A 12,102-nucleotide genomic window follows, 5' to 3' on the forward strand; every position below is an offset into this window, starting at 1 on the left:
TGAAATAACAAACAATCGAACACAGATATCGTTTACCTTTGGCAAAAGCTTATATATTTTATCAATTCTGCGATTCCTTTCATTTGAAGCATTAGTTGATTATTTAAATTTTCCAAAGCCAATTGAAAGGAACGTTCGACTTTATCATAGTTTTGGTTGTCCAAATTATTCAATAAACTCTTCATATTTTCAATATAATAAACGGTTTTCCTCAAGCTGCTTATGACCAGGATTTTGCGAAGCTGAGATATCGAGAACAGTCTATAACCGTTTTCATTATTTCTTTCCGAATGGATTAATCCCTCATGTTCCCAATGCCGGATAGCTGAAGTATTTACGCCCGCTATTTGGGCAGCCTCTCCAATACTCATATATTCTTTTAGTTTTACATTTTTATATTTGGTAAAATCGGCATTCTGTATCATCGTAAGTATTTCTTCGACTCGCTGCTTCTCCACTTGAATATGATATTGCTGTTCATTAACTAACCAAAGGGCTTCTACATATCGTGCATTTTTACTCAGTCTCATGACTTCGTAAACAATAGGGATGTCATATCCTTTCAACAAGGCCCTAATCGTAATAAAAGCTTGGAAGTGTTGCGCTGTATAGAAACGGTGATTACTTTTTGTTCTCGGTACGGCAGGAATGAGATCTAGTTCTTCATACCTTCGCAAAGTTGTAGTGCTGACATTTAAGGTCTTTGCAATTTGTTTAGGGGTATATGTCTCCATCTATTACCTCCTTTTTAAAGTAAGACCTTCAAGTGCTACAATAACATATTTTCCAATAAAGCCCCAATATATAAAGGGCGGGAAATAGAAAACCGAAAGATTGCATGAATGTTATATGATGGTCGTATGAACCGTTTAGGAGTGATAAAAATGGAAAAGAACATAAAACTTACGGATGGAACAGAGCTAAAAGTTGGTCTAGTAGGAAATGCAAACTCTCCCACCATCATGCTTCCGGTTGCTAAAGAATCCGTTTATGGACAGGATGCCGAACACTTAAAGCTGTGGGGAGTAGACCCCGAATTAGGAAAGCATTTTGTTGAGGGACTTATGGACAAGTTCCGGATTTTACACTTCGACTACGAAGGGCACCGTTTACAACATCCGAATCCAGAGAATCTCACACCTGAAAGCATTGTAAAAGATATACTAACCATTGCTAATGAAATGAACGTTAAGAAGTTTAGCTATTATGGTTACTCTTGGTTGGCTTTGGTTGGATTACTATTAGCTATTCGGACAGACAGACTAGAAAGCTTAATCATGGGTGGCTTTCCGCCAATAGATGGTCCGTATAAAGAAATGATGGTTGTGACAAATAAAACATATAAACAAGCTTTAAGCAATCAAAATGCTTCCGTTGTTGATGAACAAAGCCAAATCAGTCCAGAAAAGGTCGATTGGGATAACATCCAAGTAAAGATCGACACGAATCAAACTAAACAGTTTGTTACAATGTACGAACATTTAATGGAATTTGATGATCGGGAAATTCAACATAAATTAGCGATTCCGAGATTGGCGTTTGCCGGGGAAAAAGACACTATCGTTTATGGAGAAAACTTCGGCAATGTCACAGTTGATATTATCGGTATACTTCAAAACAAGAAACAAGAATTAGAACAGCTTGGATGGGATATAGAAATTTTAAAAGGAAAGGATATGGATCACACCAAAGCCATGCAACCTGCAACGGTTCTGCCATTGATAAAGGCTTGGTTCATTAAACATTTGAAGTAGTTAGTAAAATTGTTGGTGATTGAAAAAACAAGAGGGCAGCCGATCAAGTTCCATCGGCTGCCCTTTTATATGTATAGTTCCATATTCCAGATGTTGACCGCTTTGGAAGCTCGTCTGGTTGAGGAATTCTGGTTTCATGGCTTTATAGGCAGCTTCAGCCACAGCCTTATCATCAATCAAGAGCAACAAAAGTCACCTAGACATCGTCGTGGCCGCTGTCCCGAATCACTTCTTCTTGTTCCTCATGGCGGCGAGCAGCTTCACCTTTCCGTTGGCCCCTTCCACGAAGCGATGGTAGTCCGGAGATTCTACCGGAACGATCGCGATTTGCCCCTTCGCATTGAAATGAAGACCCCATCCGTACTTTTTCGGGAGCATGGATGCTCTCAAGCATGGTTGCGGCTTCCTAAAAAACGCTTCTCGAATCTGCTCCCTTCTCTCGGCCAGCTCCGCTTCCGGAATGTTTTTGTGCCGGATATGCACTTCGAACTGGAGCTCCTCCTGGGTATAGACATACGGATGATTCTCAAGCAGCTCAAACTCGATGCCCGGCTTGGTTTTTCCGCTTTTCTTGTCCGGAGGCTTCGTTCCGGTCTCTGCGGGGCAATCCGGGGCAACGGTAATAAACGTATCATAGTAATTCCATTCCATCTTCGTTCCTCCTGAACCGATGTATAGCTTCGCTCATCACACATCGAATTTTCTAACATCTATTATAACCCTTTATTCCTGACAGAATCGGTCAGTTATTACGGCAAAGATAGAGCAAGATTTCGAACGAAATCAAGATGGTGTAATGTTGAATCGCTTTCGTCCCGTTATCCTCTATACCGGGTGTTATATCGGTTAGAAGTGTTATTGGAATGATGGGTTCATTCGATACTCCTGGGCCTGATGGACCTTGCAGGTAAACGACCTGGCCTTTAGTTCATTCTGTTCGCATGGAGAATCCCCTCGTCACTCAAACAAAATAATGGTTGATTAAAGTTACCATCATGCGTTAAATTACTTATATAAGTCATTTCCTAAATTCTGGAATAACGAGGTCGGAGGATGATATTCTTGTTACCTACAGAGGCTACGATCAGTAGGGAGCTATTACGATACCTAGAGAAGGAGCAATTAAGCATCACTTCTTTTGCCAATCGAGCAGGCATTAATTCGGGAACGCTCAGCCGGTTTATCAAGGGACAACAAGCCTTGTCCGTTTCAAGCCTTGATTCCATTACAAGAGCTATGGATGTAGAAGAAGGATTTTTTTATGATCTATATTTAAACGAATTATCCTTGAACTGGCGGCGGCTTGGACCCTTTATCATGCGCTGTGCCGAGCTAGGAAAACTAGACTGCGTCGCACAGGCAGTCGATATGATGATGGATTATCCATCTTACGCTGCACCGCTCTTTGATTGTGCGGAAGAACTATTCCAGCAAGGGAAACGGGAAGCGCCCCTAATCATATACAAAAAAGTGGCTGACGGTGAGAAGTACCAGCACGCCGAGCGGCTTGGCTTGTGCCAATACCGGATTTTTACCTGCTCCTTAAATGAGAACCAGGAGAATAACCTGCACTGCGCCATTCAGTTTGAAGCTTATATCCGGCGAGTCCCCGAAGGCGTGCAATTAGATGCTTTAAAAGACCTGACCAACACGTTATTATCCTTACGCAAATGGAACAAAGCCAAGACGCATGCCCAGGAAATGGGGCGGATCGCAAGAATGTTGTACGCTCAGAAGCATAGCCAAATCAAGACAAACCGGAGACAACTTGAGCCAGTAAAACCATTGTTCGGCTATATTTTGTACTCCGATTTGTTATTAGGTTCGATAGCAGCAGAAAACGCTGATTATGATCTAGCCCTTTACTATTTATCCCGCTACGAGGACCAGAGCTGGATTATCGAAACCGACGAACAGGCTGAACAGACCAAGGAACAGTTTCGGGAATGGGCCAGAGGCAACCGTTATTTGTACCGCCTCATGAAGGGGAATATCGATGTTCTTGAACCGTACATTGAATATATTGCTGCTCACGAGGACGAAATTTTAAAAGCGTTGTTTAAAATCATTCAAGCGGCTAACATGTATCATTTCGAGGTGGATCCCTATCTCGAAAGATTTGAGGAGCTCATTGAAGAGCATCTCCGCCCTGGGGGAATCATCGGCAATTACACCCGACATATCATCGATGACCGCTTTGCCAATTTCCTGATCGATGTCGGCGACTATTATTTACGGAAGAACAACCTCCTCAAAGGAACGAAGTATCTCTTGGACGGTCTTGAAGTTTCCTATCGCATCAATAATCCGGTCAACATCGTAAGGTGCAATACCACGATGGAGCATCTAAGGCCCAAATTAAATCCATCCATTCTTCAACGGTATGGAGCAATTCGGAAGGAAGGCGATTCTTGGTCCAGGAAAAGAAATATTTCTTGAATCACTACCTACGGGGCCTCAAGGTATAATTGAGAAATATGTAACTTCATTTGAATGCTTGAGTGAAGAAAACCAGCCGATTCTAATAGAGATTTCAACTGCCCCCCTAATGTTAGACATCATCTAACATTGGGGGGGCAGTTCACTCGAGGGCCGTGGTTTCTAGCTGAGCCACAGCATCGCCTGCTTAGAGGAAGAGTCTGTGCAAGGGCTGGTAGTATCATTAGGGCTTACGAGTTTTTTGCAGATCGGAATTTGAAAATATACGGCTCTTTCTGCTTTATTTCATGGTCCCCTTAATTTATTACATTTCAAGATTTGGGTTTACTGTTTAGCCTTTAACTTGGAACTAGCGTTTTCCTGAGGTTTTGTGATTAGATCTTGCAATTCATCTTTTGATATTCGTTTCGCGAATAAATAATAATCATCCCAGCGTTTGTTATCATTTTTATTGATGACATCTGATAATTTCGATATAACGACACCACCCATTTTACATGAGTGTATCATTTTGTCGTTTCCAATAAAAATAGCAACGTGGGCTATCCTTTCAATGCCCTTTTTTGAATATCGGGCCCGACTGGTAAAAAACAATAAATCTCCTCTTCGAATATTTTCTTTCTTTATTTTTTTGCCGATCAGGCTCTGCTGCCTGGAAGTACGAGGAAGAATCCCGTCAACTTGGCTATAAAGATATTGTACAAATGAGCTGCAATCAAACTCTTTGGTCTGAAACGGCTCAGCCCCCAACCTGTATGGTTTACTCATATGCTTCATTCCAGCAATAATAATTTTTTCATGCGTATTTATTTTTTTCGGCTGTGCCATAAGTTCCTCCCCTCCAGATTCAAAAATAGATCAACAAATGGTGACATGTACCTTTTTTGCAATGCTACAGATTATTCAAAACCAAACAAAAGGTTTGGTTATTCGTTTATATGCAAATATGCTCTCTAAAAAATGTATTCATTCACCAATGAATTGGCCTATTCGAAAGATAGGAGTCACTAATTTAAACTCCTCGAGAAAATTCTTTACGATCTGATAAAACATCCGGGTCATGTGGAATGGACTTCGTGACCGCATTTCTAAACAGCAGTTGAGAAGATCCTGTATCTTTAAAATAAAAAAGCCGCTATCATGCGGCTATAAAACGCTCAAATCATCCTGAGCAAGAGATAATTCCTTACCATTTTTATTGATAATATAAATTTTCTCCGGAAGAGTCTTTAGGCTTTTACCTGTAATAAATAACTCGTGTCCTCCTTCGATTTGATACTTTCTTATATATACTCCTGAACCGATGTCCTCAAAAGAGTATTTGTTGAAATCATCCCAATTCAGTGATACACCCTTTTCAGACAAGCCTTTTAATTCATCTAATAAAATAGCTCCACTTGGCCCTTCTTCCTTAGTGCTCAGGCATGCCGAACAAATAATAAGAATAAGAAAAAATGTTATTGAAAACTTAATGGATTTTACTTCTTTCATTTTCTACCCCATTTCCATTATTTCTGTAAATCATAGGAAGTAAATTATACCGTATTTATGAAAGGGATGCTCTGACATTAATGATCCAGTTCGGTTCGCTACTTGTCACGCTTATCGGGCTGGTCGTAACAATTGTCTTAGCATTGAACCAAAACAAAAGAAATAGGCCGCCCGTGGATGGGATAACGACCTATTTCTAGTCCCTCTAACTGCCTACTGCCCTTAGAAGCGGCTGTTGTTAAAGAGTGAGGATGCTAGCTGCATCCTCACTCCACATTATTAATTACATATTGTACCATTATATTACCTGGTATTGTTACTACAGAATAGTCCAAGATTTCCATAAGAACAAAGAGGGCTGTCTATGATAGGCACCCTCCAGCAAAACCATTACCCCCCTCAAGATCTCTTCTAAAGGGGGACGAGCATTTGCATTATCTCTCGCAGTGTGTGATGCGAGACGGGCATCGGTCATTATACCATATGGGTTATATGCGTTATAGTTAAATGTAAGGCTCTTTCGGCACTGGGTAGCCCCAATAAAAATCCGATGAAGCACTTTATTTCTTCAACTTTCTTTCGATATAAGAATGATCAAGTAAACTTAGTAAACTTGGGGTTAAGTACTTTATCTGGTATTGATCCAAATCACTATTGACAATTAACTGACCATTCTCTTTTCTAAGCAGCTGATCCGAACCATTTTCTAAAAACAACAGATTCCCACCACATTGTTTTAATAACTTCCCGATAACTTTAAACAAAGATGTTATTCCCTGATCAAAGGTGTTTCCAAATAACTGAACTCTGATGCAAATATTAACATCTAAGTCATAGTGGGTTCTAACAAAATTTATATCTGAGATATCCTCAAGTTCAAGAGCCAATGAAAAGTATTCAGTTCCGATAACTATTTCTTCTTCATCTTTCTGGATCGATACCTTTTCATTCAAAAAGTTGATTATAAATTGTTCAATAACTTCTGCCAATGATTTGCAACTTAAATTAGATTCTAAAAACAATTCGAAATCCATGCAAATCTATCCCCCAAATATCCTAGTGATTTTACCGTCAACCACAATTAACAATTCTTGTAGATTTTTTAAATCTCCGTTTGGATTAGCCTTCCTTAGAATCCCTTCAGTAACTTCAGTTATTTTCTCTGGAGTGAAACCATCTAAATTAAGTACAATCCTCTCTGCCTGTGTTTTTGTCTTAGTTCTAATATTTCTTAAAATATTGTCCACATTTGTATCTATTGTAGGTGCATAACAGTCAAATACTTCGCCTTCAATTAGAAAATCTGGATTTGATGTATTCTTTATACCACGTCCATTTCCACCATTCACTTCATCCAACATCTCTATATCATATCCCTGATTTGCAAAGATATTTGCTGTTTCATTCTCTTTCTTAACACCATGTGAATCACCTTTAGTGTAATGCCCTTTTGGCTTACCTCCATTAGGTAAAGAGGGTTCTGTTAGTTTTGTACCACCATCACCAGTCCCCGCTCCACCCTTACCCCCATCGCCACCAGAATCTTTCTTGAGGTTAGGCGTATCCTTGACACCAAGTCGTTTCAAGGCAAAGCCGCCGAAAATCATGGCAGCCTGCTGACCCAGGTAGGTCGATGTGCCCATCTCATTGATTAGTTCTTGCTCCGCCTGGACCTCCTCACCTAATTTCTCGCGGGTGTCACCGATATCAAGTGCCATTTTGGCACCCCAAATCGTTGTCTTTACAATCTCCTCCGCGGTCCCGATCGTAGCATTGTATGCCATCTGCTTCCCAGTCTCGACCGGTTCCTCGATCAAGGCGTTCGCCGTATCTTTAGCTGAGTCCCACATCTCGGCGGCAGCTGCCTGAACTCCCACGCCGAATGCTTTAAATTCCATTCCCAGTTCATTGACATGGTCTCCAAACGATTTTTCCTTGATGGCCTTTTCATAGTGGTCATTGCTCATCCCCAAAGAGTTCAGGGTCTGTGGAGATGCGCACCTAGGGTCTAAGTTTCCCTGCTCATTGTCGACCTGCATGAATTTATAAGCAATTTTTTTTAATTCCTGAGAAGTCACCTGCATATGCTCAATCGTCAATTTCATGTCGCGATACGCCTGCTGGAAATCATAATAAAAACGCGAGCACGTGGTCCCGTCCCAACATGACGCCAGCATCTGAATGTGTTGGTTCAGCGTGTTTGAATTCGCCTCCAACTGATTGGAGGCTCGATTGAACTGCTCTGACACCGACAGCAGCACCTCAGGAGGCACAAGGATTTTGGACATAATTCAACCTCTTCATCATTTGCTAGATAGTCATTCTACCCTACTTCAAATAACTGGAAAAGGTTCCAAGGTCCTCTCTTATACGCAGCTTAGCTCAGCCGAAAGTGCCTATCAGAATCGCCAAATCTGCAACGTACTACACAAGAATCGTCACGATTCTGATTGATTCGATCGAAACGCAGGCAAGTTGGCCACTCGCCCCATCCCGCTCAACAGCTTCCCCAAATTGGCTCGCTCGAAAGACGCCAGGTACACAGCCAACACGTCATCCGTTTCCTCTTCGGATACGTAGAGCTCGAACACAATCAGCACATCATCCTTTACGTAGATTTTCCATGCATTCAGTTCTGACCCCTCATCAATCTCATGCTCCCGCTCCAAATGCATGCTGCGGCAATAGTCGGACAAGCCCCACATGCTCTCATCGAAAATGGCCCAATACGGCAGCCGATCCTCGACGCCCAACTGCACAAATGCCTTACCAGCTAGAAAATGCTGAAGTGACCGGTTTTCCAGCTGCCAGTCGGGTGAGTTCCACGCGCAGAGATAGACTGGTGGATCCTCCTTCTCCAAATCCTGAATGCGGATCCCGCAATAGATCACGGATTCCTCCACTTGATAGAAGACCAGGAATGCCTTGTCTGTCGTGAAAAACGTTTTATCCGGAATGAACACATCCTGCAGCGGGAGCGGTTCATATTGGTTATTGCACCCTTGGGTGATATATGGGGAACGTCCCAAATTCTTATAATAATCCCGCAAGACCACCGGCAACCGAAAGCCAAGGCTCTGTTCCTTGGCCTGGATGTCCGCTTCCGGAATGCCGTGGGCCTCTTTATGATGCTCCCCTAATACACGGAGAAGTCCTTCGATTGTCGCTTTCATTAATTGAGTCAACCTCCTCGACGTCTACATCCTTAAACAAGCTTCCGGAACTCCCTGCCAGAGAGCCTTCTTCCACCCATCACAACGAATCCAATCTAGTTTATTCGGTTTCTTTAGTTTTGATTTTGCTGAAGATTGCGGGGGTAGCGTACACCTAATGATTGCCCCTATCTTTGGATAATTTGTTTTCGTCAAAAACCATTCTATCAAAGATCCAGCACCCTTGTTACGTTTTCATAGAGTGATGCTTTCGAACTTCCGGGTGAACAAATATTAGGAAATCCGGCGGATCCGCCGGCTTCTTTTTTTCATAGCAAGGAAAGAGTCATGAAGGTATTCCCTTTAGTCCCATGAGCACGACTTATTATTAGATTCAAAATATGGAAGATGGTTCCAATGCAGTAGGGAATTATGAAGTTTGTGGGATACCAACACCTTAGAATCAAATGAATAATGAATTTGACAGAGGATATCAAAAAATTCTCAAGTCAAATACATCATTTGTATCGAAAGGGGTTTGATTATGACAAGAATCTTTTCGCGGTTTATTACGGTATGCATTGCCGGGGTGCTGCTGACGTTTGGGTTTCTGTCCGGATTGGGACATGCAGCTGCCGAAGAGGTGCAATCAGCTGTCGAATGGTCCAGGGATTACGGAAGCAACTCCACCGGGAAAGGAGTGATCTCGACTTCTGACGGCGGCTACTTAGCCTTAGGAAGCATATACGAGAAGGAAAAGGTTGGACCGGAGGATTGGCAGTGGTCTTTGTTTCAAAAGTCCTATATTCTGAAGCTTGATGCGGAAGGACAGGTGGAATGGGAACAGAAACTGAAAAATAATTCGGACAACAGCACGGCATATCTGGCCATTGAACCAAAAGACGGAGGATACCTTGTTGTAGGTTCAGCGAGAGGAGACGGTGAACCCATCCACCAGTTGTTCATAGTCCGATTGGATTCGTCGGGGAATGTGCTGTGGGAGAAGGCTCTGGTCAATGACGGATTCTCTAATACCCCCGAAGCTATTGTCGAAACGGACGACGGCAGCTTTTTAATTGCCGGCACAGGGATTTCAAGAGGTGTCGCCTATGAAACACCGAATATTACAAAAATCGATAAAAACGGAGAGACGCTGTGGTACAAAAGGTACCGTTTCTCGGGTACTGCCGACTCTATATACGATCTGATACCCGCGACTGACGGCGGTTATATCGCTGTTGGCTTTGGAGGCAATGTCGAATATGAATCGAAAGAACTTGATGCGCTGCTGATGGTGAAGATTGATGATCAAGGCCAACAGGTCTGGTTGAAACAATTCGCTGACCCAGGCAGCCGCTGGACTGGCCAATCGATTATTGCTTCGGAGGATGGAGGTTATGTGATCTTAAGCTCCAAATATATGGATCGTAAACGTGTAACTGTTCTTACTAAAACCGATTCGAACGGGCAGGTACATTGGGAGAAAACATATCGCGATGGTGCAAATTCCGAATCCTTTAATCGCCTGCTCCAGACAAAAGACGGCTACGTCATGTTGGGAGGACATACTACTAAGGGCGCTTTGGATTGGAGACAGCAATACAATGTGGTAAACGTGGACGCGTACGGCGGGTTTATCAGCAGGGAATTGTTTAAGGGGGCTCCAATTTACAACATTGGGACCGCAGCAGCAACCCCTGACGGCGGCTTTATTTTCTCTGGAACCGTTTTGCGGGGAGACGACAATAAATTTCAGCTGATGAAGGTATCTCCTTCGGAGGCCCGGCCGCCAGCAGAACGTACGCTAACGGGTATCTCGTTTACGGATAAGGAGAAGAAATTGAAAGCAGGCGCAAGCGTCACAACCGTGCTTCAAGCAGTTTATTCCGACGGGGTCAAGGATGATTTGTCCAGCGCAGCAGTATACATCGCGGGGGACAGCGCCATCGCAGATGTCGATGCATTGGGCCGGATCACGGGGCATATGCCGGGACAGACCTATGTCGAAGCAACGTATGAGGGTTTCACTGCCAGAATAAACGTCACGGTGTTCCCTAAACATACGGACGAATTCGATCCCGTCTTCGGGACTATCAAACTGGATTCGGGCGAGTATTCAGTTATGGAAGGCTCGAGTCTTGATCTGAAGGTCACATTCTATGACTATAACACAAATACGGAAACCGACATCACCAAGCAAACAACGTTTATCAGCGATAATCCGGACATTGCCGAAGTAGATGAGGAAGGAAATCTGATCGGCCATAAACCGGGAGAAACCATAATCTATGCGAAGTATAAGGGAAGCTTGACGTATGCCAGCGTGATGGTCGTTCATGCACCTGTGTCAGAATAATGCCGGTTGACGAAAATTAAATGAAGGTCACAGCCTCAGCAGATAATTGTGCTGGAGTTGTGACTTTTGAATGAACACATCCTCCCAGCGGGAGCGGTTCATATTAGTTATTGCACCCTTGGGGGATATACGGGGAACGTCCCAAAACCATATAATATATTAGACACTCTTGTCCCCACACATTTCATGTCTATATAAGATTCGCCCTGATTACCACGTAACGATCACGAATTTAATAAGTCTGATGCTGAAACCTTTTTCCAGCTCTCAAGTCCAATTAAATTTAGTATCCGTTCTTTTTCCAAATCGTCAAATTTGTCGGTATCCTTTTTAAGACTCCCTTCAAATTCCTTCATGTACTGCTTATTACTCGTGTCCGTAACGTACATATAATACACATCTTGGATGGTATCTCCGTTCCGAAATTGAAACTGAAAGACATACATTTGTTTTATTTCTTGGGCATTAGGCAACTCTTCAGGCTCCCCACTCTTTGCCCATTGTGCAGCAGTCTTTAGCAAATCAGGATCACTTTGTATATTGATCAGTTCGGGTTGTACGCGACCGGAGTCTTTACGGTACAAATATATATTTACTATCTCCAACGCGCCGGATTCTTCTTCTATTCGATCGTGGTTTCTTGGCGAACAGGAAGTTATGAGCAACGTAACAAGAAGAAGATACAACAAGACTATTTTTTTGTTCATATAAAACACTCCTACACATCATCTTCACTCAAGTACGTATTTTCCGTAAGAGAGAATTTGCATTACACCATATTTTAACATAACTTCTTCCATGGACTCGCACATTTCCGGTTGACGAAACCAAAATCGGAAAGTATAATCAAATCCATATTAAACTCATAGGAATTATTTAATATCAAATGATACCGACCATTCAAATGGAG

12 protein-coding genes and 1 pseudogene are annotated in these 12,102 nt (G+C 42.5%); 4 read left to right on the plus strand and 9 right to left on the minus strand.

Going from position 1 to position 12,102, the window contains the following annotated elements; translation table 11 throughout:
* Positions 1-32 precede the first annotated feature (32 nt).
* Entirely contained in the window at positions 33-734 is a 702-nt protein-coding gene (locus NSQ46_RS25045) for a MerR family DNA-binding transcriptional regulator (RefSeq protein ID WP_007131135.1), read from the minus strand.
* Positions 735-884: 150 nt separating this feature from the next.
* On the opposite strand from NSQ46_RS25045, the gene NSQ46_RS25050 reads away from it, so the two are divergent.
* Positions 885-1,754 carry a hypothetical protein gene (locus NSQ46_RS25050; protein WP_007131134.1) on the plus strand — a complete coding sequence of 290 codons (870 nt, stop codon included), beginning with the start codon at positions 885-887 and terminating at the stop codon, positions 1,752-1,754.
* Here the strand turns inward: NSQ46_RS25050 and NSQ46_RS25055 are convergent, their stop codons facing one another.
* Both NSQ46_RS25055 and NSQ46_RS25060 read right to left on the minus strand, forming a co-directional pair.
* The gene (locus NSQ46_RS25055; RefSeq protein WP_342575142.1) at positions 1,755-1,934 is read right to left on the minus strand and encodes a hypothetical protein; all 180 of its coding nucleotides are present in this window, start codon (positions 1,932-1,934) and stop codon (positions 1,755-1,757) included. It abuts the gene before it with no gap.
* Between the two features lie 45 nt (positions 1,935-1,979).
* Positions 1,980-2,405 (minus strand): DUF6157 family protein, encoded by a 426-nt coding sequence (locus tag NSQ46_RS25060; RefSeq protein WP_007131133.1) that lies wholly within the window; start codon positions 2,403-2,405, stop codon positions 1,980-1,982.
* Between the two features lie 402 nt (positions 2,406-2,807).
* Here NSQ46_RS25060 and NSQ46_RS25065 point away from each other — a divergent pair, with 402 nt between their 5' ends.
* Complete coding sequence (locus NSQ46_RS25065) at positions 2,808-4,193, plus strand: helix-turn-helix transcriptional regulator (RefSeq protein WP_210095351.1); 1,386 nt, start codon at positions 2,808-2,810, stop codon at positions 4,191-4,193.
* 324 nt (positions 4,194-4,517) lie between these two features.
* Here the strand turns inward: NSQ46_RS25065 and NSQ46_RS25070 are convergent, their stop codons facing one another.
* Positions 4,518-5,021, minus strand: coding sequence for a C40 family peptidase (locus NSQ46_RS25070; RefSeq protein ID WP_007131131.1), 504 nt, complete (start codon positions 5,019-5,021; stop codon positions 4,518-4,520).
* Positions 5,022-5,339: 318 nt separating this feature from the next.
* Entirely contained in the window at positions 5,340-5,684 is a 345-nt protein-coding gene (locus NSQ46_RS25075) for a hypothetical protein (protein ID WP_340897182.1), read from the minus strand.
* A gap of 53 nt (positions 5,685-5,737) precedes the next feature.
* On the opposite strand from NSQ46_RS25075, the pseudogene NSQ46_RS25080 reads away from it, so the two are divergent.
* Positions 5,738-5,845: pseudogene (locus tag NSQ46_RS25080) on the plus strand (putative holin-like toxin); the annotation flags it as partial.
* Positions 5,846-6,244: 399 nt separating this feature from the next.
* Here NSQ46_RS25080 and NSQ46_RS25085 read toward each other — a convergent pair.
* The 3 genes from NSQ46_RS25085 to NSQ46_RS25095 all read right to left on the minus strand — a co-directional run bounded on the left by NSQ46_RS25085 (position 6,245) and on the right by NSQ46_RS25095 (position 8,857).
* Positions 6,245-6,718 carry a hypothetical protein gene (locus NSQ46_RS25085; RefSeq protein WP_251536554.1) on the minus strand — a complete coding sequence of 158 codons (474 nt, stop codon included), beginning with the start codon at positions 6,716-6,718 and terminating at the stop codon, positions 6,245-6,247.
* A 6-nt stretch (positions 6,719-6,724) separates the two neighbouring features.
* Complete coding sequence (locus NSQ46_RS25090; protein WP_342575144.1) at positions 6,725-7,972, minus strand: WXG100 family type VII secretion target; 1,248 nt, start codon at positions 7,970-7,972, stop codon at positions 6,725-6,727.
* 150 nt (positions 7,973-8,122) lie between these two features.
* Complete coding sequence (locus NSQ46_RS25095) at positions 8,123-8,857, minus strand: SMI1/KNR4 family protein (RefSeq protein ID WP_341341552.1); 735 nt, start codon at positions 8,855-8,857, stop codon at positions 8,123-8,125.
* A gap of 523 nt (positions 8,858-9,380) precedes the next feature.
* On the opposite strand from NSQ46_RS25095, the gene NSQ46_RS25100 reads away from it, so the two are divergent.
* On the plus strand, positions 9,381-11,192 hold the full coding sequence (locus tag NSQ46_RS25100) for an Ig-like domain-containing protein (protein WP_342575145.1): 1,812 nt from the start codon (positions 9,381-9,383) through the stop codon (positions 11,190-11,192).
* Positions 11,193-11,416: 224 nt separating this feature from the next.
* Here NSQ46_RS25100 and NSQ46_RS25105 read toward each other — a convergent pair whose 3' ends face one another.
* A complete protein-coding gene (locus tag NSQ46_RS25105) occupies positions 11,417-11,899 on the minus strand; it encodes a hypothetical protein (RefSeq protein ID WP_342575147.1) in 483 nt (160 codons plus the stop codon).
* Between the last annotated feature and the right edge of the window lie 203 nt (positions 11,900-12,102).

This window comes from Paenibacillus sp. FSL M8-0142 (genome assembly GCF_038597315.1).
In the GTDB taxonomy this organism is placed as follows: domain Bacteria; phylum Bacillota; class Bacilli; order Paenibacillales; family Paenibacillaceae; genus Paenibacillus_AQ; species Paenibacillus_AQ lactis.

Coding starts and splice junctions, on each gene's coding strand:
- NSQ46_RS25045 (WP_007131135.1), bottom strand. CDS start 734: ATGGAGACATATACCCCTAAACAAATTGCAAAGACCTTAAATGTCAGC.
- NSQ46_RS25050 (WP_007131134.1), top strand. CDS start 885: ATGGAAAAGAACATAAAACTTACGGATGGAACAGAGCTAAAAGTTGGT.
- NSQ46_RS25060 (WP_007131133.1), bottom strand. CDS start 2,405: ATGGAATGGAATTACTATGATACGTTTATTACCGTTGCCCCGGATTGC.
- NSQ46_RS25065 (WP_210095351.1), top strand. CDS start 2,808: ATGATATTCTTGTTACCTACAGAGGCTACGATCAGTAGGGAGCTATTA.
- NSQ46_RS25070 (WP_007131131.1), bottom strand. CDS start 5,021: ATGGCACAGCCGAAAAAAATAAATACGCATGAAAAAATTATTATTGCT.
- NSQ46_RS25075 (WP_340897182.1), bottom strand. CDS start 5,684: ATGAAAGAAGTAAAATCCATTAAGTTTTCAATAACATTTTTTCTTATT.
- NSQ46_RS25085 (WP_251536554.1), bottom strand. CDS start 6,718: ATGGATTTCGAATTGTTTTTAGAATCTAATTTAAGTTGCAAATCATTG.
- NSQ46_RS25090 (WP_342575144.1), bottom strand. CDS start 7,972: ATGTCCAAAATCCTTGTGCCTCCTGAGGTGCTGCTGTCGGTGTCAGAG.
- NSQ46_RS25095 (WP_341341552.1), bottom strand. CDS start 8,857: ATGAAAGCGACAATCGAAGGACTTCTCCGTGTATTAGGGGAGCATCAT.
- NSQ46_RS25100 (WP_342575145.1), top strand. CDS start 9,381: ATGACAAGAATCTTTTCGCGGTTTATTACGGTATGCATTGCCGGGGTG.
- NSQ46_RS25105 (WP_342575147.1), bottom strand. CDS start 11,899: ATGAACAAAAAAATAGTCTTGTTGTATCTTCTTCTTGTTACGTTGCTC.